Origin of the sequence: Agrobacterium sp. 22094 (assembly GCF_052046015.1) — a bacterium.
In the GTDB taxonomy this organism is placed as follows: Bacteria; Pseudomonadota; Alphaproteobacteria; order Rhizobiales; family Rhizobiaceae; genus Agrobacterium; species Agrobacterium cavarae.
This window is the reverse complement of the sequence record NZ_JBQEPX010000006.1, coordinates 25722-46877: the sequence shown is the minus strand read 5'-3', so window position 1 is coordinate 46877 and position 21156 is coordinate 25722. Positions and strand designations below refer to the sequence as shown.

18 protein-coding genes and 1 riboswitch are annotated in these 21156 nt (G+C 58.6%); of the genes, 10 read left to right on the top strand and 8 right to left on the bottom strand.

What is annotated here, in order from left to right; genetic code table 11:
* Positions 1 to 4: 4 nt before the first annotated feature.
* The 5 genes from ACTJK5_RS20800 to ACTJK5_RS20780 all read right to left on the bottom strand — a co-directional run bounded on the left by ACTJK5_RS20800 (position 5) and on the right by ACTJK5_RS20780 (position 5339).
* Positions 5 to 802 (bottom strand): ABC transporter ATP-binding protein, encoded by a 798-nt coding sequence (locus ACTJK5_RS20800; protein ID WP_111850834.1) that lies wholly within the window; start codon positions 800 to 802, stop codon positions 5 to 7.
* 12 nt (positions 803 to 814) lie between these two features.
* The gene (gene ntrB / locus ACTJK5_RS20795) at positions 815 to 1711 is read right to left on the bottom strand and encodes a nitrate ABC transporter permease (RefSeq protein ID WP_153312811.1); all 897 of its coding nucleotides are present in this window, start codon (positions 1709 to 1711) and stop codon (positions 815 to 817) included.
* A 77-nt stretch (positions 1712 to 1788) separates the two neighbouring features.
* A complete protein-coding gene (locus tag ACTJK5_RS20790) occupies positions 1789 to 3087 on the bottom strand; it encodes a CmpA/NrtA family ABC transporter substrate-binding protein (RefSeq protein WP_113272385.1) in 1299 nt (432 codons plus the stop codon).
* Positions 3088 to 3451: 364 nt separating this feature from the next.
* Positions 3452 to 4723, bottom strand: coding sequence for a CmpA/NrtA family ABC transporter substrate-binding protein (locus ACTJK5_RS20785; RefSeq protein ID WP_153312810.1), 1272 nt, complete (start codon positions 4721 to 4723; stop codon positions 3452 to 3454).
* A 28-nt stretch (positions 4724 to 4751) separates the two neighbouring features.
* Positions 4752 to 5339: an ANTAR domain-containing response regulator gene (locus ACTJK5_RS20780; RefSeq protein ID WP_062427764.1), complete on the bottom strand. Its 588-nt coding sequence runs from the start codon at positions 5337 to 5339 to the stop codon at positions 4752 to 4754.
* 156 nt (positions 5340 to 5495) lie between these two features.
* On the opposite strand from ACTJK5_RS20780, the gene ACTJK5_RS20775 reads away from it, so the two are divergent.
* The gene (locus tag ACTJK5_RS20775; protein ID WP_111850838.1) at positions 5496 to 6203 is read left to right on the top strand and encodes a FadR/GntR family transcriptional regulator; all 708 of its coding nucleotides are present in this window, start codon (positions 5496 to 5498) and stop codon (positions 6201 to 6203) included.
* Between the two features lie 63 nt (positions 6204 to 6266).
* Here ACTJK5_RS20775 and ACTJK5_RS20770 read toward each other — a convergent pair whose 3' ends face one another.
* Entirely contained in the window at positions 6267 to 7685 is a 1419-nt protein-coding gene (locus tag ACTJK5_RS20770; RefSeq protein ID WP_440613141.1) for an aspartate ammonia-lyase, read from the bottom strand.
* Positions 7686 to 7923: 238 nt separating this feature from the next.
* Between ACTJK5_RS20770 and ACTJK5_RS20765 the strand changes: the two genes are divergently transcribed.
* From ACTJK5_RS20765 to ACTJK5_RS20730, 8 genes are all read left to right on the top strand, one after another.
* Positions 7924 to 9426, top strand: a complete 1503-nt coding sequence (locus ACTJK5_RS20765) for an amino acid permease (protein ID WP_440613140.1) — start codon at positions 7924 to 7926, stop codon at positions 9424 to 9426.
* On the top strand, positions 9423 to 10385 hold the full coding sequence (locus ACTJK5_RS20760) for an asparaginase domain-containing protein (protein ID WP_440613139.1): 963 nt from the start codon (positions 9423 to 9425) through the stop codon (positions 10383 to 10385). Before ACTJK5_RS20765 ends, ACTJK5_RS20760 begins: the two co-directional genes overlap by 4 nt.
* 101 nt (positions 10386 to 10486) lie before the next feature.
* The gene (locus ACTJK5_RS20755; RefSeq protein WP_111850841.1) at positions 10487 to 12826 is read left to right on the top strand and encodes a glucose/quinate/shikimate family membrane-bound PQQ-dependent dehydrogenase; all 2340 of its coding nucleotides are present in this window, start codon (positions 10487 to 10489) and stop codon (positions 12824 to 12826) included.
* Positions 12827 to 12961: 135 nt separating this feature from the next.
* A riboswitch (cobalamin riboswitch) is annotated at positions 12962 to 13182 on the top strand.
* 196 nt (positions 13183 to 13378) lie between these two features.
* Entirely contained in the window at positions 13379 to 14404 is a 1026-nt protein-coding gene (locus ACTJK5_RS20750) for an ABC transporter substrate-binding protein (RefSeq protein WP_112956997.1), read from the top strand.
* A 4-nt stretch (positions 14405 to 14408) separates the two neighbouring features.
* Positions 14409 to 15428: a FecCD family ABC transporter permease gene (locus ACTJK5_RS20745; RefSeq protein ID WP_112956921.1), complete on the top strand. Its 1020-nt coding sequence runs from the start codon at positions 14409 to 14411 to the stop codon at positions 15426 to 15428.
* Entirely contained in the window at positions 15425 to 16213 is a 789-nt protein-coding gene (locus ACTJK5_RS20740) for an ABC transporter ATP-binding protein (protein ID WP_112956920.1), read from the top strand. Before ACTJK5_RS20745 ends, ACTJK5_RS20740 begins: the two co-directional genes overlap by 4 nt.
* Positions 16210 to 16668 carry a pseudoazurin gene (locus ACTJK5_RS20735; protein WP_112956919.1) on the top strand — a complete coding sequence of 153 codons (459 nt, stop codon included), beginning with the start codon at positions 16210 to 16212 and terminating at the stop codon, positions 16666 to 16668. The genes ACTJK5_RS20740 and ACTJK5_RS20735 overlap by 4 nt, the downstream gene beginning before the upstream one ends.
* A gap of 191 nt (positions 16669 to 16859) precedes the next feature.
* Entirely contained in the window at positions 16860 to 17171 is a 312-nt protein-coding gene (locus tag ACTJK5_RS20730) for a hypothetical protein (RefSeq protein WP_112956918.1), read from the top strand.
* Between the two features lie 19 nt (positions 17172 to 17190).
* Here the strand turns inward: ACTJK5_RS20730 and ACTJK5_RS20725 are convergent, their stop codons facing one another.
* Together ACTJK5_RS20725 and ACTJK5_RS20720 are read right to left on the bottom strand one after the other, a co-directional pair.
* Positions 17191 to 18207: an NAD-dependent epimerase gene (locus ACTJK5_RS20725; RefSeq protein ID WP_112956917.1), complete on the bottom strand. Its 1017-nt coding sequence runs from the start codon at positions 18205 to 18207 to the stop codon at positions 17191 to 17193.
* Positions 18208 to 18225: 18 nt separating this feature from the next.
* On the bottom strand, positions 18226 to 19536 hold the full coding sequence (locus ACTJK5_RS20720; protein ID WP_112956916.1) for a UDP-glucose dehydrogenase family protein: 1311 nt from the start codon (positions 19534 to 19536) through the stop codon (positions 18226 to 18228).
* Between the two features lie 212 nt (positions 19537 to 19748).
* Between ACTJK5_RS20720 and ACTJK5_RS20715 the strand changes: the two genes are divergently transcribed.
* Positions 19749 to 20963: an adenylate/guanylate cyclase domain-containing protein gene (locus ACTJK5_RS20715; RefSeq protein WP_112956915.1), complete on the top strand. Its 1215-nt coding sequence runs from the start codon at positions 19749 to 19751 to the stop codon at positions 20961 to 20963.
* The last annotated feature ends 193 nt before the right edge of the window (positions 20964 to 21156 follow it).

Below are 21156 nucleotides of genomic sequence, written 5' to 3'. Positions count from 1 at the left end.
GGTCTTACTCCGCTGCTTCGACGAAGCGGTGACGTTCATAGAGGAACTTCAGCACGGCTTCGCGGCATTTGAGATAGGTTCGGTCGGAGGCAAGCTCGATGCGATTGCGCGGGCGTGCCAGCGGCACATCGAGGATTTCGCCGATATGAGCGGCCGGGCCGTTGGTCATCATCACGATACGGTCGGAAAGCAGAACGGCCTCATCCACGTCGTGGGTGATCATGATCATGGTGTTGCCAAGCCGCGCATGGATTTCCATCACCGCATCCTGCAGATGGGCGCGGGTCAGCGCATCGAGCGCGCCGAAAGGCTCGTCCAGCAGCAGGATTTTTGGTTCCATCGCCAGGGCCCGGGCGATGCCGACGCGCTGCTTCATGCCGCCGGAAATCTCGGATGGCTTCTTGTCCTTCGCATGGGCCATCTGCACGAGATCAAGATTGCGCATGACCCAATCATGGCGCTCGGCCTTGGACTTGGTGTAGCGGAAGACCTTCTCTACACCGAGATTGACGTTTTCGTAGACGGTGAGCCATGGCAGCAGGCTATGGTTCTGGAAGACGACCGCGCGCTCCGGGCCCGGCTCGTTGACCTCGCGGTTTTCCAAAAGCACCACGCCGGAGGAAACCTTGGTCAGGCCGGCAATCAGGTTGAGCATGGTGGACTTGCCGCAGCCGGAATGGCCGATAACGGAGACGAACTCGCCCTTGTCGATGGTGAGGTTGATGCCCTTCAACACCTCGGCGCGGCTGCCGCCCTTGTCGAAATATTTGTCGATATGATCGAGCTTCAAATAGGCGTTCATGAAGAAATCCTCCTAGTTCGCTGCCGCGCCGCGGGTGATGAGCTTTCCGGCGGCCGCCACCAGCTTGTCGAGGACGAAGCCGACGACGCCGATATAGGCGAGTGCCACGATGATGTCGGGCAGGCGGGATGAATTCCACGCGTCCCAGATGAAGAAGCCGATGCCCACGCCTCCCGTCAGCATTTCAGCCGCGACGATGGCAAGCCAGGAGAGGCCTACGCCGATGCGAAGACCGGTGAAAATGTAGGGCGCGGCGGATGGCAGCATGATCTTGTAGAAAAATTCGATCTGGTTGAGACGCAGCACCTGCGCGACGTTTCGGTAATCCTGCGGGATGTTGCGCACGCCGACCGCGGTATTGATGATGACCGGCCAGATGGAGGTAATGAAGATCACGAAAATGGCGGATGGATTGCTGTCCTGAAACGCGGCCAAAGACAACGGTAGCCATGCGAGCGGCGGGACGGTGCGCAGCACCTGAAAGATCGGATCGAGGCCACGCATCGCCCAGACGGACTGGCCGATGATGGCGCCGACAACGACGCCGACGATCGCCGCAAGACCAAACCCATAGGCAACGCGTTCGAGCGAAACGAGAACGCGCCAGCCAAGGCCGATATCCTGAGACCCATAATGGAAGAAGGGGTGGACGATCAGGTCGTAGCTTTCCTCAAACACCTGGCTTGGAGGCGGCAGTGACGAGCCGGGCGCCGAACAGAGCGCCTGCCAGAGGCCGAGCAGGATGATCAGGACGACGAGCGGCGGAACGGCGTTTCGCGCAATCGATACGGCGATCTTGCGAAAAGAGAGTACCGACACCGGGCGGCGGTTCATGGCGATCACGGTGCCGCCCTTTGGCGTCGCAACGGCGATGGCCGTGCTTTCTGTCTTGCGTGCGGTTGCGGTCATGGTCTTGTCCTGTTTCCGGATGGTGTGTTGCACGGGTTGCGCGCCCCTCCGCCGGCTGCGGAGGAGCCATGGCGTCCTCAGGAGGCGGCCTTGATCGACAGGCTGTCGAGGTAAGCGGATGGGTTTTCGGGATCGAAGACCTTGCCGTCGAAGAAGGTTTCCTTGCCACGGGAGGTGGAGGTCGGAATATCGGCAGCGGCAACGCCCAGGTCCTTCGCGGCAGAGCGCCACAGATCTTCGCGGTTGACCTGAGACACCAGCGCCTTGATGTCGGTGTCCGGCGCGAACTTGCCCCAGCGGATGTTTTCGGCAAGGAACCAGCTGTCATGGCTCTGGAACGGATAGGATGCTGCGTCCTTCCAGAACTTCATGTAGAGATCGGTGCCATGAGCGACGCGGCCGTTGCCGTAATTGATGTCGCCCTTCAAACGGCCGAGCACGTCCTTCGGCGGGACGTTGAACCACTGGCGCTTGCCGAGAATCGTCGACATCTCCTCCTTGTTGTCCATGCTGTCGCACCATTGCTGGGCTTCCATCACGGCCATCAGCATGGCCTTGGCGGCATTCGGGTTCTTCTCAACCCAGTCGGCACGCATGCCGAGCGCCTTTTCTGGGTGACCCTTCCACAGTTCTCCGGTCGTACAGGCAGTAAAGCCGATGCCCTGGTTGACCAGCTGCTCGTTCCAGGGTTCGCCGACACAGAAGACGTCCATGTTGCCGACCTTCATGTTGGCAACCATCTGCGGTGGCGGAACGACGATGGTGGAGACGTCCTTGTCCGGATCGATGCCGCCAGCCGCCAGCCAATAGCGGATCCACAGATCATGTGTGCCGCCCGGGAAGGTCATCGCCGCCTTGATTTCCTTGCCGTCCGCCTTCTTCTTCTCGAAGGCAGCTTTCAGTTTCGAAGCATCGAGCTGGACGCCTGTGTCGGTATAGTCCTTGGCAACGGAGATGCCCTGGCTATCGAGATTGAGGCGGGCGAGGATCGCCATCGGCACCGGTACGTTGTTCTGCGTCACCTTGCCGGTGTGCATGAGATAGGGCATCGGGGTCAGGATATGGGCACCGTCGATCCCGTTGGACGCGCCGCCGAGAACGAGGTTGTCACGCGTAGCACCCCAGGAGGCCTGCTTCAGCACCTCGACATCGGGCATACCATGCTTGGCGAAAAGTCCCTTTTCCGATGCGACGATCAGTGGTGCCGCATCGGTCAGCGCGATGAAGCCGAGTTTTGCGCCCTTGACTTCAGGTTCGGACGTGGCGGCGAAGGCGCCAGAAGGGAAAGCCGTTCGGACGGCGGTGATCAGGGCTGCAGTGGCCGACGTCTTCAGGATCGAGCGGCGGCTGATCGAACTGGAAAGCATTTTCTTCATGTCGCATGTTCCCCTTTTTGGCAGCCTCATGGGCGCCCTATGACTTTTGCGAAGCCCAAAAACAAAAAAACGCCGCTCGGTGATGCGCCTTCGGAACGGGAGGAGGTTCCGGGCTGCATACCTTGCGACGTCTGTGTCGTATGAAGAACGCTGATAACGCGTTCCTGCTGCTCCGATCGCCGTTGACCCGAGCGTTTTACACAAAGCAAGCACCGTGCCAGTTTTTGTGCGTGTCTCTACTAAATTGAAAAATATAAGTTTTTTTAGATGCAGGGTCTGTAGTTGGTATTTAAGCCAAAAAATTTCAGGCTATTATTTAATCTGCGCTCCGACCCTTGGCTCCAAAAATGCAGCACTCGATGCTTCAGAAGTCGCCTGTCGCGGGTTGGGCCGTGGCCGAATTCTTAACCGGGAAGCGCTCGACATAGGCTGGAATGTCTGAGGGATCGAAGGTCATTCCATCCATGAAAAGTGCTCCTGCGCCATCGTTTTCATCCTGAAGAGCAGCGCCGCCCGTGCCTAGCGCCGCGCGATACAGGTCAGGACGATAGGCGGATGCGGCAGCCTTGGCACCCTCGGCCGAAAACGTGGTCTGTCCCCAACGGATCATCTGGCTGTAAATCCAGAGCGCCTGTTTGGGTTGCGGATCGTTGGCGTGATCGGCGTGGAACTGGAAGTATTTGTCGATGACGCGCTGGTTGCCCTGGCTGTCGATATGGAACTCGCCTCCCAACACGCGTCGGAGAATATGTTCAGGCGCGCCGATATAGCGCGGATCTGCAAGCGCTTCGCTCAAAGCCTGCCGATTTTCCAGGCCGTCGCACCAGCGGGCGGCGGCGTCCAATGCCACGAGAAGTCTCGCCACGCTTTCCTGCTGGCTCTCCGCCCAATCGGGGCGCATGCCGATGACTTTTTCCGGTGCGGACGGCCAGATATCCTGCTTGACGGCCACGATGCGCCCGACGCCGCGCTCGCAGGCAATCATGTTCCAGGGAGCGCCGACGCAGAAGCCGTCGATTGCACCGGCTGCAAGCGCGTCGGAGGTCAGCGGTGGCGGCACGACCACCAGCTTGACATCCGTGTCCGGGTGGATGCCACCCGCTGCCAGCCAGTAGCGAAATTCGTAATTATGCGATGAGAATGGATAGGTCATGCCAAGCGTGGGCGTGGGCTCTCCCTTGGCCCGCATCTCATCAAGCACGCTTTTCAGCGCGCGGGCATTTTCCAGCGCCCCCGCTGTCGCGGACAAGCCGGTCGTCTCCTGCATCCTTGAGAAAAGCGCAGTGGAAAGCGTAATGGCGTTGCCGCCCCGCCCGAGTGAAAAGGGCGTGATGGTCGGCGAGGGGTTCGAGCCGAGACCGAGCATGGATGCCACTGGCATGGGCGAGAGCATGTGGGCAATGTCGAACTGGCGAAAGGCGAGACGGTCGCGAACATTCGCCCAGGAGACATCTTTCACCAGGTCGAGCTTCAGCCCTTCCTTCTCGGCAAAACCGAATTCGGCCGCAGCGATCAGAACCGAGGCATCCACGAGCGGGATGAAACCGGCCCGGAGGGTCCGCTGCCGGTCATTGCCGATCGGCGCGGGCGCTGCAACGCCGGATTTTCTGTCTGCAAGATCGTCTATGACCGTCATGCTATCGCTCCTCGTCCGGTGGCGGCCGTCACATCAGTAGCCCGGCAGCCGTGACCACGCTTTGCGCGATCTCGGACAATTTCTTTTTCTCGTTCATCGCCGTCTGGCGCAGCAGTGCGAAGGCTTCCTCTTCGGAAAGTCCGCGCATCTTCATCAATATGCCTTTGGCGCGCTCGACGACCTTGCGCTCTTCGAGCGCGGATTTCGCCTCGGCCAATTCTCGCTGCAGGCGGCTAAACGCGTTGAAACGGCTAACCGCCATATCGAGGATCGGCTTGACGCGCTCTTTCTTCAGCCCGTCAACGATATAGGCTGAAACACCGGCTTCCACAGCGGCCTCGATCGACGCCGTATCCGATCGGTCGACAAACATGGCGATCGGCCGGCTGATCGTGCGCGTCAGCTGAAACAGATGCTCCATCATGTCGCGGTTGGGATTTTCCAGATCGATAACGATCACATCGGGCTGCAGCGTCTCGATGGTGCGGGCCACCCCGTTGACCTCGTGAATGACGGTAACCTTCATATGACCGGCCTCACGCAGTCCTTCCTCGATAATCGAGGCGCGGATGGCGTTTTCATCGATCACAAGAATGGTCAAATCCCGAAGCGTCATGCGCGCATCAATGCCGCAGACCTCTCGAAATAGCAATGTTTTTCACCATGTCTAAAAATTAAGCAAATGAGTAGGGTCACAGCTTTCTTTGGTTCCGATCATTCTGTCAGCAGGCCGCTTCTTGACAATGATATGATGTTTGGAAAGGTTACTGGCATGAGTGCAGGGGCTGATTGGATTTACGAGGCGAACCCGGTTCATCGCAAAAGTGCGGCGGAATCGGTATTCGAGGATTTGCGGTCGGCCATCGTGTCGGGCCGGTTGACGGTTGGCACACGCCTGCCATCGGAAACGCATCTGGCCGGTCGATATGGTGTCAGCCGCCCCATCGTGCGCGAAGCGCTTCGTTCGCTGCAGACGCTTGGCATGACGCAGACGCGCACGGGCAGTGGCACTTTCGTCCTGACGGATTCTCCCCGGCAAGAGTTGCGCTACGGCGGCTATTCGGCACGCGATCTGATGGAGGCGAGACCTTTCGTCGAGGTGCCCGCCGCCGGCTGGGCGGCGCTTCGCCGAACGGACCAGCAGGTGGCGCGGATGATGAAGCTCTGCGGCGAGATGGATCAACAGGAAGATTTGCACAAATGGGTGCTGCTGGACTGCGAGTTCCATAGCGCCATTGCAGAGGCTTCCGGCAACTCGCTGTTTGCCAAGGTGATTGCGGATGCCCGTGACAGCGTCAGCCAGCAATCGGAACTGCTGAACCTCATGGCCCACCGCCGCGTCGCCTCAAATATCGAGCATCGCAAGATTGCAGAAGCAATCGAGGCAGGCTCTGAGGATGGCGCGCGCCAGGCGATGGAAGCCCATCTTGGCAAGGTCAAGCAGGCGGTGACCTCTATCATGGGTGATGACGCCAGGTAAAGCGTAGCGTCTGGGAATGCCGGAAGACTGTCATCGTCTCCCGGCTTGCCTTGTCTGAATGTCTTATGCGGCAGGCTGCACAGCAGGTGCTGAGATATTTGCCAACAATTCCGGCCTCAGCGCCTCGATCAACTGTTCAGCGCTCATATAGCCTTTTTCCAGCACGACCTGTGGCACGGTTCGACCGCTTGCCAGTGCCTCGCGTGCAACCTCGGTTGCGGCGTAATAGCCGATCAGCGGATTGAGCGCCGTCGCAATGCCGATCGATTCTTCCAATCGACGCGCCATGATATCGACATTGGCGGTAATCCCGACGACGCAGCGTTCCGCGAGCGTCCGGCAGGCGGTGCCAAGCTGAGCGATGCTTTCCGACAAGGCCCGCACGATGACAGGCTCGAAGGCGTTTAGCTGAAGTTGACCGCCCTCTGCGGCCATGGTGACGGTGATGTCGTTGCCGATGACCACGAAGGCGACTTGGTTGACGACTTCCGGGATCACAGGATTGACCTTGCCGGGCATGATGCTTGAGCCGGCCTGTACGGCGGGGAGATTGATCTCACCGATGCCGGCACGGGGACCGGAGGACAGCAGGCGCAGGTCATTGCAGGTCTTCGAGAGTTTGACGGCGACGCGCTTCAATACGCCCGAGAGATGAACGAAAGCGCCAGGATCCTGCGTTGCCTCGATGAGGTCGCTTGCCGTTACCAGCGGTCGTCCTGTCAGTTGGACCAAATGCTTGCAGGCAATCGCGGCATAACCGGCAGGAGCGTTAAGGCCTGTGCCGATCGCCGTCGCACCGAGGTTGATCTCATGCAGCAATGCTGCCGATTCGATTAGGCGCGCACGGTCTTCCCCAAGCATCACGGCGAAGGTGCGGAATTCCTGGCCGAGTGTCATCGGCACTGCATCCTGCAACTGCGTGCGCCCGACTTTCAGAACGCCGTCAAATTCGCGGGCCTTCGCCTCGAAAGCGTCCTGGAGCACAAGCATGGAGGCGGCCAGTTCATCGATGGATTCGATCAAGGCGATGTTGATCGCCGTCGGATAGGCGTCATTGGTGGATTGGCTGAGATTGACGCGATCGTTCGGGTGCAGGTGCTTGTAATCGCCCTTGGCGTGCCCGAGAATTTCCAATGCGCGATTGGCGATCACCTCATTGGCATTCATGTTGGTGGACGTTCCGGCCCCGCCCTGAATCACATCGACGATGAATTGGTCGTGGAGGGCGCCGTCACGGATCTCGCGGCAGGCCGTGACTATGGCGTCCAGACGCTCCTGATCTAGCAGTCCCAACTCATGGTTTGCCAATGCAGCGGCCTCCTTGACGAAGGTCAGTCCGCGAATGAGGTAGGGATAGCGGCCGATCGTTGCGCCGCTGATCTGGAAATTCTCCGCCGCGCGCTGCGTGTGCACGCCCCAATAGGCATCTGCAGGGACATCCTTGGGCCCAAGAAGATCGCGTTCCTGACGCATCGTGATCATATCATCCTCCATGTTGATCCGATAATCTGTAAAGCTGCTAGACAGATTTAACTTGGTTTAATCCTGTCGATGATGTAGGTCAATGGGCGGGGAGAGGGTTGACGGGCGCGCAGTCGAGAATTAAGGGATCGAAAATCTGTCATGCAGCCTTACAGAATGGCTACCTTGACCTTTCGGCGCCTAGAGTGTTGACAAAGCATTGCTCGCGCAAGGACAGAACGGGTCATTCATCAAGTCTATGGACGACAGCTCTGAGGGAGGAGCGACACCAGTGGATAAGATAACTCAAGCAAACCATGAACGTCGGGTCGAAATCCGGGAGGATTTCGGCTATCACAAAGCACTCAAACCGCGCCAGATCCAGATGATCGCCATTGGCGGCGCGATCGGAACTGGGCTTTTCCTCGGGGCGGGCGGGCGCCTTGCCATTGCTGGCCCCGCTCTTATCTTCGCTTATGCAATTTGCGGCTTCTTCGCCTTCCTGGTGCTCAGAGCGCTTGGCGAATTGATCATGCATCGCCCGACATCGGGTTCGTTCGTTTCCTATGCCCGCGAGTTCTACGGCGAGAAGATGGCCTTCGCTGTCGGCTGGATGTACTGGATGAACTGGGCGATGACCTCGGTTGCCGATGTGACGGCGGTTGCCCTCTACATGAATTTCTTCAAGCAATATGTGCCCTGGATGCAGGGCATCGACCAGTGGGTGTTCGCGCTCGGCGCGCTCATCATCGTGCTCGGCATGAACATGCTGTCGGTGAAGGTGTTCGGCGAACTGGAATTCTGGTTCAGCCTGATCAAGGTCCTCGCGCTCTTCACCTTCCTGATCGTGGGCGTTTACTTCGTCATTTTTGGAACGCCAATCGAAGGTCACGTCACCGGCTTCAGCCTGATTGCCGATAATGGCGGCTTCTTCCCCAATGGCATTCTGCCGGCCTTCATCATCATTCAAGGTGTGCTCTTCGCCTATGCCTCGATCGAGTTGATCGGAACCACCGCAGGTGAAACGGAGGACCCGCGCAAGGTGATGCCAAAGGCGATCCGCACCGTCGTCTTCCGCCTTCTCGTCTTCTATGTCGGCTCGGTCCTGCTGCTTACGCTTCTTTTGCCCTACACAGCCTACAAGGCAGGCGAGAGCCCGTTCGTGACCTTCTTCGGCTCCATCGGGGTCGAAGGCGCCGATATCGTCATGAACCTTGTCGTTCTGACCGCGGTTCTGTCGTCGCTGAATGCCGGCCTCTATTCGACCGGGCGCATCCTGCATTCGATGGCGGTGTCCGGCTCTGCACCGGCGGCGCTGGCGAAGATGAACAAGGCTGGCGTGCCCTATGGCGGCATCGCGGTCACGGCTGTCGTCACTGTGCTCGGCGTCATTCTCAATGCCATCGTTCCTTCGGAAGCATTTGAAATTGCGCTCAATCTTGCCGCGCTCGGCATTATTTGCGCCTGGGGCGTCATCGTGTTATGCCAACTCAAGCTGTGGCATCTGTCCCGGCAGGGGAAGATGCAGCGTCCGGATTTCAGCATGATTGGCGCGCCTTATACGGGCATCCTGACGCTTGTCTTCCTGTTTGGCGTTCTGGTGCTGATGGCATTCGATTACCCTGCGGGCACATATACCGTCGGCTCTCTTATCGTCATCGCACCGACCTTGGTGGGGGGATGGTATTTGATGCGTGGCCGTATTCAGGAATTGTCGAAAGCACAGCAGTTGCGTGACGCTGGCGCGCGGGGCCAGCAGTGACCGTCGTAATTCCGACCGATCATGACAAAGGGCTGGTGGCGGTTATTGCCACCGGCGGCACGATTGCGAGCCAGCGTGACGAAACCGGAGCTGCGAAACCCTCGCTCTCCGGTGAAAACCTGCTCTCCGGCCTCGGCGGCGATAGCGCCTTCGTCAAACCCGTCGAGCTGATGGCGAAGGATTCCTCCAGCCTGACGATCTCCGACATGCAGGCGATCAGCGATGCGGTTGGTGTCGAGCTTGCCGACCCTGCGGTATGTGGCGTCGTCGTGCTTCACGGCACGGATGCGATGGAAGAAACCTCACTGCTCGTTCATCTACAGCATAGGCTCGGCAAACCGGTGATCTTCACCGGTGCGCAATTTACGGCCGATAACCCGCTCTCGGATGGCCCGGCCAATCTTCAGGCGGCGATCGCCGCTGCCGCAACGCCATCCAATAGCGAAAAGGGCGTCCTTCTGTCGTTCGGTGGCAAGTTGCTGCCGGTCTGGGGGCTTTACAAGCGTTCCGCCGACGATCCGGATGCGTTCGATCTTTCAGGACCTTCCGACTGTCCCCAAAGCGCTGAATTTTCTGCACCGGTCGATGCCATCCGCGTCGATATCGTCGCAATCTATCCGGGCTGTGAAGCGACCCATATCGATGCCAGTCTTGATGCGGGGGCCAAAGGCATCGTTCTTTGCGCTCTCGGCTCGGGTAACGCCAATGCTGGCGTCGTGGATGCTCTGCGGCGTTGTCGCGAGAGACATGTTCCGGTCGTCGTTTCCAGCCGCGTTCCCGAGGGGCACCTGGTGGCCGGCTATGGTGGTGGAGGTGGCGGTCACGATATGGGTGCCGTTGGCGCCATCCATTCCCGAACACTGCGGCCTGGTCAGGCAAGAATTCTGCTGGCATCGCTTATAGCCGCGTCTGCTGGACACCGCGACATGGCGCGTGCTTTCAACGACTTTCGCGATTGAAACGATCCGCGGATAACACGGAAGTGGCAGAAATGTGATTTCTGCGGAACTTATCGTCTTCGACCCTGTTAAGCCCGAAGGGAAATTAACAGGGGCTCTTCATGGCGGTCACCATTACTGCTGTCGCTCTAGCGCTTGTCGGCCTTGCGCTTTTCGGCTTCGGTTCTCAACTTATCATGCTCGGGGGAAGCTTTTATTATGCTCTCGCCGGGCTTGCCTTCGTCATCACGGCAATTCTTCTTTTCAAGCGAAACAAGGCGGCGCTGCATTTCTACGCGCTCTTCGTGATCGCGACCCTTGGCTGGGCCTTGTGGGAAGTTGGTCTCGACTGGTGGCAGCTTGGACCGCGTGGCGGCCTGATCATCGTGATCGGCATCTGGCTGCTGATGCCCTGGATCCGTAAGCCACTCGGTTTCGTCAGCCCGACCGGCATTCGCTATGGAGCAAATGCCGTCCCGCTTCTGGTCGCTGTCGTCATTTCCATGGGTGTGGCCGCCGTATCGATGACGCAGGACCCGCACGACCAGGAGGGCAATCTTCCGACGGAGGTCGTCAACAACGCGCCGTCTTATGGAAACGCTGTTCCGGATGGCGAGTGGCATCAATACGGACGGACGTCCTATGGCCAGCGCTATTCGCCGCTGACACAGATCACCACTGCCAATGTTGGCGATCTGAAGGAGGTCTGGCGTTATCAAACCGGCGACGTCAAGCTTCCCGACGATGTTGGTGAAACGACGTATCAGGTCACGCCGCTGAAGGTTGGCAAGACACTCTTCCTCTGCACCCCGCACAATTGGGCGATCGCCATCGATGCGGCGACCGGCAAGGAAAAGTGGAAATATGATCCGAATGTCGGCCTGAATCCCAATCGCCAGCACCAGACATGCCGCGGCGTGACTTACTATGCCGATCCAGCCGCTCAGGCCGGTTCGCAATGCGCCGCCCGCGTTTATCTCCCAACATCCGATGCTCGTCTGATCGCGCTCGACGCCGAAAGTGGCAAGGTTTGCACGTCTTTCGCCGATCAGGGTGTTCTCCACCTCGAAGTCGGTATGAAGTACAATCCGGCTGGCTACTACTATTCCACATCGCCGCCCGCCATTGCCGGCAACAAGATCATCGTCGGCGGCGCGGTCAATGACAACTACTCCACCCAGGAACAGTCGGGCGTTATTCGCGCCTTCGATGTGAACAGCGGAGAGCTGCTGTGGAACTGGGATTCCGGAAACCCTACCCAGACCCAACCGCTTCCGCCGGGTCAGACCTATACGACCAACTCTCCCAACAGCTGGTCCGTATTCAGCGTCGATGAAGCGCTTGGGCTCGTCTACATCCCTTTGGGAAATCAAGTTCCTGACCAGCTCGGAATGGGTCGGAGCGAGAATGTAGAGAAGTACTCCTCGTCGATCGTGGCACTCGACGTAAACACCGGGCAGGACCGCTGGGTACGGCAGACAGTGCATCACGATCTCTGGGATATGGATGTGCCGGCCCAGCCGGTGCTGCTCGATATCACCAAGCCGGATGGCCAATCTGTTCCCGCTCTTGTCGGCCCGACCAAGCAGGGTGATATCTATGTGCTGGACCGTCGGACGGGTGAGCCCATCCTGCCGGTGACCGAAGAGCCGGCACCCGGTGGGGCAATCCCCGAGGATTTCTCCGCGCCGACGCAGCCCACATCTGCCTTGACCTTCAAGCCGGAACCGCTGCAGGAAAAGAACATGTGGGGTGTCTCGCTGTTCGATCAGCTCGCCTGCCGCATCAAGTTCCATCAGCTGAACTACGAAGGTCGTTACACGCCGCCGTCGCTGAATGGATCGATCATCTACCCTGGCAATTTTGGCACCTTCAACTGGGGCAGTGTCGCAGTCGATCCCGAACGCCAGGTCATGTTCGGCATGCCGACCTATCTCGCCTTCACCTCACAGCTCGTTCCGCGCGACCAGATTCCACCGCGAGGTCAGGATGAGAAGGGCAGCGAGCAGGGTCTGAACCGCAATGATGGTGCACCCTATGGCGTGCTGATGGGCCCGTTCCTGAGCCCGATCGGCATTCCCTGCCAGGCGCCGCCATGGGGTTATGTCGCCGGTGCCGATCTCAGAACCGGCAAGGTTGCCTATAAGCACAAGAACGGCACCGTTTACGACATGACGCCGCTGCCACTTCCCTTCAAGGTCGGTGTGCCGGGTATCGGCGGTCCGATGATCACCAAAGGTGGCGTCGCTTTCCTTGGCGCAGCGGTGGACGATTATCTGCGCGCTTACGATCTGACGAGCGGCAAGCAGCTTTGGGAAGCACGCCTTCCCGCAGGTGGGCAGGCCACGCCCATGACCTACGCTCTCGACGACGGCAAGCAATATGTCGTGATGGTTGCAGGCGGCCACGGTTCGGTGGGGACGAAGCCGGGTGATTATGTCATCGCCTACACGCTCCCATAACCAGATCATTTCGCTAAAACCCTTGATGGCCGGGACTTCGTTCCGGCCATTTTGTTTATTCTCAGCACAATGATCCACTTGTTTTTGATATGTAATAACATTACAGAGACTTGCTTGACGGACGAGATCAAATAGGTCTATCTGGCTGGCGACGGTTCCAAGCGAGTGATCGTGAGGAATAATAGGGAACACGGTGAGGGGATATCTCCAATGCCGTGGCTGCCCCCGCAACTGTAAGCGGATTGTCGAGCACTCGTGGCGCATTCACCTGCGTCAGGCCACTGCGAATTATCGTGGGAAGGCGGGCAAGACGATCATCCGTGAGCCAGGAGACCTGCCGTCATAAGTTCATTCCAATGTCACGGGCGGGGATGCCCTGAACAGGAGACGTCATGATTGTTATTTGCGCCCTTCAGCGCTCACATCCATCTGTCTTTTTCCCTCGTTCTCGATCGTCTCACTCCCGTGGCTGTCGAATGAGTGTTTCATTCGCGCTCACATGACGGCGTCTTGCTTGTCGGCAACGTCGACGATTTCGGGGATTATCGGACCATGACATTTCATTTCACCGGCGCGTTTCTGGCCGCTGCACTCACTGCGCTCTCGATCGTGCCGAAAACGGCAGAGGCTGCGGAAACGACCTACCCCTCGACGCTGAAAAATTGCGGCAGGGACGTCACCTTCACGCATGCTCCACAGCGCACCGTTTCTCTTGGTCAGAGCACCACGGAAATTCTCTATCTGCTCGGACTGGCCGACAAGGTTGTCGGTACGGCCGTCTGGATCGGCCCGGTTATCAAGGGATACGAAGAGGCCAACGCCACGGTCGAGCGCCTCGCGGACAATGATCCGAGTTTCGAGAGTGTGGTTGCCAAAAAGCCGGACCTCGTAACCGCTCAGTTTCAATGGCATGTCGGTCCGGAAGGCATTGTGGCAAAGCCTGAGCAATTTGAAGAGCTTGGTATCCCGGTTTACACGTCGCCTGCCGATTGCACGGGTAAGGACAATTCGGGCGGCGGCGATGGTGTCAGACATTCGGTCTTCACCATGGACCAGATCTACCAGGAAATTGCTGAACTCGCGCAAATCTTCAACGTGCAGGATCGAGGTGAGAAGCTCATCGCCGACCTGAAGGCCCGCGAGGGTGCTGCGCGTCAGAAGATCGCATCCGTGAATGGTAAGCTCTCGGCTGTCTTCTGGTTCTCCAGCGCCGAACTGGATATCGATCCTTACGTGGCGGGCAAGAATGGTGCTCCCGGCTACATCATGTCGGCGCTCGGCATCAAGAATGTCATCGACAGTGATGAGGAATGGCCGACCGTCGGTTGGGAAACCATCGCCAAGTCCAACCCCACGATCATAGTCGCAGGCAAGATGGACCGCCGCCGGTTTCCAGCCGACGATATCGCCGTGAAACTGAAATTCCTGAAAGATGATCCCGTCACAAGCCTGATGCCAGCGGTGAAGGACAACCATATCGTCGTCATGGATGCGCAGGCGATGAACCCGACGATCCGCACCATCGACGGCATCGAGGTGCTGGCCGACCAGATCGTCCAACTTGGTCTGGCGAAGTAAGAGGATGCCCGTTCCCTTTCTTTACACCCGCGCTGCCGTCATTGCAGCCGGGTGTCTTCTGGTGGCGCTTTGGCTGGGCGCCTCGATTGGCGAAACCTCCATTCCGATGGAGGTTGTCGCCAAGACCGTCGCCAATCGCCTCTGGCATGCCGGATATCCACTGGATGCCATCGATGAGGGGATCATCTGGAACTATCGTTTGAGCCGAGCCGTGGTTGCCGCCTGTTGCGGGGCAGCGCTTGCCGTCTCCGGTGTCGTGCTGCAATCGCTGCTGCGCAATCCTCTGGCCGACCCCTATATTCTCGGCATCTCCGCTGGAGCATCGACCGGCGCGGTCAGCGTCGCCCTCCTTGGCTTCGGCGCGGGCATGCTGACACTGCCGCTCGGTGCATTTCTTGGTGCGCTCGTAGCTTTTGCGCTTGTCAGCCTGCTGGCGCTCAGGGCAGGGCGGGGTAACAGCGCAATCATCCTCGCCGGCGTCGCCGGTTCGCAATTGTTCAACGCGCTTACCTCATTCATTGTCACCAAGGCCGCCAATGCGGAGCAGGCGCGCGGCATCATGTTCTGGCTGCTCGGCAACCTCTCCGGCGTTCGCTGGACGGATGTCTCGCTTGCCCTTCCCATAGCCATGTTCGGTCTTATCGTCTGCCTCTGGCATGCCCGCGCCCTGGACGCCTTTACCTTCGGAGCGGAGTCGGCCGCCTCTCTTGGCATTCCCGTGCGCCGCGTCTATGTCGTGCTGACGGGCACGTCTGCCTTGATGACGGCCGTTATGGTCAGCATTGTCGGATCGATCGGCTTTATCGGTCTCGTCATTCCCCATGCAGCCCGTCTTGTTGTCGGTGTTCGTCACGGACGCCTGTTGCCGGCCGCCGCGCTGATCGGCGCCATCTTCATGATCGCAGCCGATATTCTCTCCCGGACCATCATCGCCGGCCAGGTTCTACCGATTGGTGTGATTACCGCGCTCTTTGGTGCGCCAGCCTTCGCGCTCATCCTCTCACAGCGAAGGAGGGCGGCATGATGCTGTCAGCGCGCAACCTAAGCTGGGCAACGGGCGGGATCGATATCGTCAAGAACATCAGCCTCGATCTTTCTGCCGGCGAGTTTCTCGGCATCGTCGGACCCAACGGGTCGGGCAAGACGAGCCTCATGGCCATGCTCGCTGGCCTGAGAAAACCGCGCTCCGGTGAAGTCTTGCTGGATGGTAAGTCGTTGAACCAGCTTCAGCGCCGTGATGTGGCGCGTCAGGTCGCGCTTGTCGAGCAGCAGGCGGAGACGCAGGAGCGCATCAACGCTCGCCAGGCGGTGGAGCTTGGCCGCATTCCGCATAAGGGCGCCCTGTCTCCATGGACTCCTCAAGATGATGAGATTGTTGATCAGGCGTTGCATGACGTCGATATGGAGGGCTTCGGGAGACGGATGTGGCATACGCTGTCCGGCGGAGAGCGGCAGCGTCTGCATATTGCGCGCGCTTTGGCGCAGCAGCCGAAGATCCTGCTCCTGGACGAGCCGACCAACCATCTCGATATCGGACACCAGATCGCACTTCTGCATCTGGTTCAGCAGCAGAAACTGACAGTGGCCGCCGCCTTGCATGATCTCAATCACGCGGCGATGTTTTGTGACAGGGTTGCCGTGTTGAAGGCGGGAGCGCTCGTCGCGATGGGTAAACCTTGCAACGTGCTGACCCCGGATCTCATCCTCGATGTGTTCGGCGTTCATGTCGATGTGGAACGAGAAGGCGAGGATGCCTGTCATATCCGCTATCGCGCCCCGACTTTGATTTACCCAGTAAGGACGACATGATGAAATTGTTGCTATCCATTGCTACGGCCGCCGTCGCTTTGTCGCTGAGTGCGGGTCTCGCCTTTGCGGAGGACTTCGAGGTCAGGATGCTCAATCAGGGTAAAAAGGGTTCGATGGTTTTCGAACCCGATTATCTTCACCTCCAGCCTGGCGACACGGTGAAGTTCATCGCCACGCATAAGAGCCACAATGCCGCGACCATCGACGGCATGGTTCCAGACGGGGCGAAGGGTTTCAAGGGCAAGATCAACGAGGAGATTGAAGTCACTTTCGATCAGCAGGGCTTCTACGGCATCAAATGCTCACCGCATTTTGGTATGGGCATGGTCATGTTGATCAAGGTGGGTAAGGGTAGCCTGCCGGAACACTACAGAAGCGTGGCACTGCCCGCCCGCGCCAAGCCACGTCTCGACGCTCTATTTGCCGAGGCGGAGGCAGATCAAGGCAAACCCTGAGCAATTGATAGTAGGTCAGGCGCTCTTTCCGCAACATCTCTATCGGAAAGTCTGACCGATGGTCTTGAAGCGATAGGCGCTCTTCCTACATCTGCCTCAACCCGCTGGTCCGGGCCCCTCTGGTGAAAGTCTCGGCGCTTTCACGATGTCGGACCTTTTCCGACATCACGCCGAGGCTGCAGAGGCCCCTCATGCTTTCCGATATCGCCGCATGGTTCATCACGCTGTTCGTCGTCGATCCGCTTCAGGCGGAAATGCGCGAACAGCTCGATCGTGCAAATGCATCTACTGAGATCATCCAGCAATCGCAGCGTTGCGTTGCCAGCCAGGCGCCGCAGCTTCTCAACCGCGCCGGCGAAGACCCGGCCTGGGCGATCGCCACCGTTGTCGGTTTCACCTTCGGCTGGACGTCACCGGCGCAGCTGCTGGATAAGGGCGATCCGAACTGCGCAGCCGTTCTGGGCTTGTTGCAAGGCCGTGATGGTGAAGGGACCGAGGTGTAATATCTAAGACCGCAGGGTCTTAGACAGTTCCGTTGCGCCAGCCCCGATACCATTCGACGAAACGCTGGACGCCTGTTTCGACGGGCGTTTCCGGCGCGTAGTTCGTGAGTGCACGCAACAGATCCGGTGAGGCATAGGTGCGCGGCACGTCGCCCTGTTGCATTGGTAGCATGTTGCGGATGGCCTTCTGGCCAAGGACCGTCTCCACCGTTTCGACGAAGCGCATCAATTCGACCGGTTGGCCACCGCCAATATTGACCACACGGAACGGTGCGTGCTTCGACAGCGTATCGGTCACACCCTCTTCAGTGACGCGATTGTCTTCGGAAGGCGCAATGTGGCTGAGGCGGATGATGCCTTCCACCAGATCGTCGATATAGGTGAAGTCACGACTCATCATGCCTTCGCCGTAGATGTCGATCGGCTGACCCTTGAGGATGGCATCGACGAACTTGAACAGCGCCATGTCGGGACGGCCAAAGGGACCATAGACCGTGAAGAAGCGGAAAGCGGTCGTCGGCACTTTGTGGAGATGCGCGTAGCTATGCGCCATCAGCTCCATCGACTTCTTGGTGGCCGCATAGATCGTCATCGGCTCGTCGGCGCGGTCACTCTCGGCAAAGGGTACTTTCTCATTCGAGCCGTAGATCGAGGAGGTCGAGGCGAGCAGAAGATGCTTTGGCTGGAGATTTTTTGCCAGCTCCAGAATATTCCAGGAGCCGATGAGGTTCGAATTCACGTAGTCTTTGGGGCACTCGATGCTGTAGCGAACTCCCGCCTGCGCCGCGAGATGGATGATCACCTCCGGCTCGGCGAGATCGGCCGCGCGGTTCAGCGCATCGGCATCTTCCAGCATGCCGATCTGCGCTTTGAAGCCGTTCGAGCGGGAGAGGATCGCGTGCCGCTTTTCCTTCAGCGCCACATCGTAATATTGCGTCATCCCGTCGAAGCCGACGACGAAGTGACCATCGTCCAGCAATCGCTTGGCGAGATGAAAGCCGATGAAACCCGCCGTGCCGGTAATCAGATAACGCATGGGTGTGCAGACCTTCCGTTACTGTTCCGAGCGGCCGATGCTCGAATAGGCGAAGCCATGGGCCGTGACTTCGTCGGCGCGGTAGATGTTGCGCAGATCAACGAGGACAGGGCTCTTCATGGTGCTTTTGAGACGGGCGAGATCGAGCGCGCGGAACTGGTTCCATTCGGTCACGATCACCAGCGCTTCGGCATCCTGCGCGGCCTCATAAGGCCCCTGCGCATAATCGATGCCCTCAATCAAAGGCTTGGCATTCGCCATGCCTTCCGGGTCATAGGCTGTAACTTTCGCTCCGGCATCCTGCAATGTCTGGATGACGGTAATCGCCGGGCTGTCGCGCATGTCGTCGGTGTTCGGCTTGAAGGTCAATCCGAGAACGGCCACCTTCTTGCCGCGGATATCCCCGCCAGCGGCTGCGATGACTTTGCGGCCCATGGCGCGCTTGCGGTTGTCGTTCACAGAAATCGTTGCCTCGATCAGACGAACCGGGCTGTCATAGTCCTGCGCGGTCTTGGCAAGTGCCAGCGTATCCTTGGGGAAGCAGGAGCCGCCGTAACCCGGCCCCGCGTGAAGGAATTTCGAGCCGATGCGGCCATCGAGGCCAATGCCGCGCGACACGTCCTGCACATCGCCCCCCACCTTTTCGCAGAGGTCGGCGATCTCGTTGATGAAGGTAATCTTCATCGCCAGGAATGCATTGGCGGCATACTTGATCAGTTCGGAGGTGCGCCGGGTGGTGAAGAGAAGTGGCGACTGGTTGAGGTAGAGCGGACGGTACACTTCCGTCATCACCGGACGTGCGCGCTCGTCGGAGAGGCCAACGACGATACGGTCGGGACGCTTGAAGTCGTCAATGGCCGCACCTTCGCGCAGAAACTCGGGGTTGGAAACGACGGCAAAATCCGCAATCGGGTTTTCCTCACGGATGATGCGCTCCACCTCGTCACCTGTGCCTACAGGCACGGTGGACTTGGTGACGATGACGGTAAAGCCGGTGATGGCTGCTGCGATTTCTTTCGCTGCCGCGTAGACATAGCCGAGATCAGCATGGCCGTCACCGCGGCGCGATGGCGTGCCGACGGCGATGAAAACAACATCCGCGTCTGCAACAGCCGTTTTCAGATCGGTGGTGAAGCTCAGCCGACCGGCCTTGGCATTGGTGGAAACGATGACATCGAGACCAGGCTCAAAAATCGGGATCTGCCCGTTCTTCAACGCGTCGATCTTTTCCGGCATCTTGTCGACGCAGATCACGTCATGGCCGAAATCAGCAAAGCAGGCGCCAGAAACCAAGCCGACGTAACCTGATCCAATCATCACAATACGCATTAAACAACCTTTTTCCAGGCTGGGCGGTAAAGCCACTCAGCGACTTAATATTGTCTCTAAAATTGCTATTTATCTGCCTTCCTCTGCATTCACAAGCACACAAACGGATTTCAACGAGAATAGTAAAATTTTTTTGTACCGAATAAAACCAAACGGCTCTTCAAGCTATTCTCCCTTTACTATCAGTAACGCCTTCTTGCCGCAGGAACTTCATGACCCAACCCAACACTCTCCAGGAAATTGCATTCTGGCTCTCTCGACAGGGCTATGAGGGCACGCCGGAAGAGGAGCTTCTGGCGGGCTTTTGCGAACGCTGCAACGCGGCTGGCATCTCCATTTCCTCGGCTTTGGTCCTGATGGACACGCTCCACCCGGATTTCGAAGGGCATGCTTTCCAGTGGGACAGCCGCGATACGGTCGATTCATCCAGCGTCTATGATTTCACCGACGAGGGTACGGCGCGTGAGGCTTGGGAGAGCTCCGTCTTCTTCCATCTTCTGAAAGAGAATGCGGAGGAGATCCGGCAGCGGTTGTTCCTCAATGAACCGGCGAGCTTCTACAAGCTGGATGAGCTGCGCAATGCGGGTCATACCGACTACATCGCATCCATCCATCGTTTCACGGAGCGTGGTAGCATCGGCGAAATGAGTGCCTTTTATTCCCGCTGGCTCACCCGGCAGCCGGAGGGCTTTCATGACGATGAGTTGGCCGCATTGCGCATGCTGCTGCCGACGCTTGCGCTAGCAGTGAAGACGGCCTGCTGCATGCGCATCATCGAAACGATTACGGATGTCTATCTTGGCCGTGATGCCGGTCGTAAGGTGATGAGTGGCACGATCACAAGAGGCGAAGTCGAACGGATCGAAGCGGTTCTGTGGTTTTCCGATCTTCGGGATTTCACCGGCATTTCCGATCGCGCCAAGCCGGATCAGATCATCCCATTTCTTAATGATTACGCCGGTCTCGTCATCGATGCGATCCATGCGCATGGCGGCAGCGTGCTTAAACTGATCGGTGATGGCGTTCTTGCAATCTTCCGAAGTGGCAACCGCCAGGATGATTGTGCCGCAGCACTTGCCGCGGAAATGACGATGCGGACGCGTCTTTCGGTCCTAAACCATGAGCGTCACGCGAAAGACCTTCCGACGACAGATGTCTATCTCGGTCTCCATGTCGGTGAAGTCTTCTATGGCAATATCGGCAGCCGAGGGCGCCTCGATTTCACCGTAGTTGGACCCGCGGTCAACATGGTGAGCCGCATCGGAGGTCTCTGCGGTTCGGTCGATCGCGACACGGTGATGTCACGGGATTTCGTCGCCACGTGTCCTGAAGAGATGCAGGCGCTGATGGTGTCGCTCGGGCGATACGCCCTGCGCGGCTTTGCGAGAGCACATGAACTCTTCACCATCGACCCCGAACTGGCTTGATCTCCCACCAAAATCCCAACCGTTGCTGAAATGTCAGTGTTACCGCTTTTGTGTATTTTCGCCTTGTGAGTGTGGAGCATGAGGCGTAGCCCTTGTATCGAGGAGCCACCAATCATCATGATCTGACGCGCATCAGCCGCGATCGCAGACCGGCTCTGCCGTATCTTTGCACGTTACCGTCTGGATTGTTCGT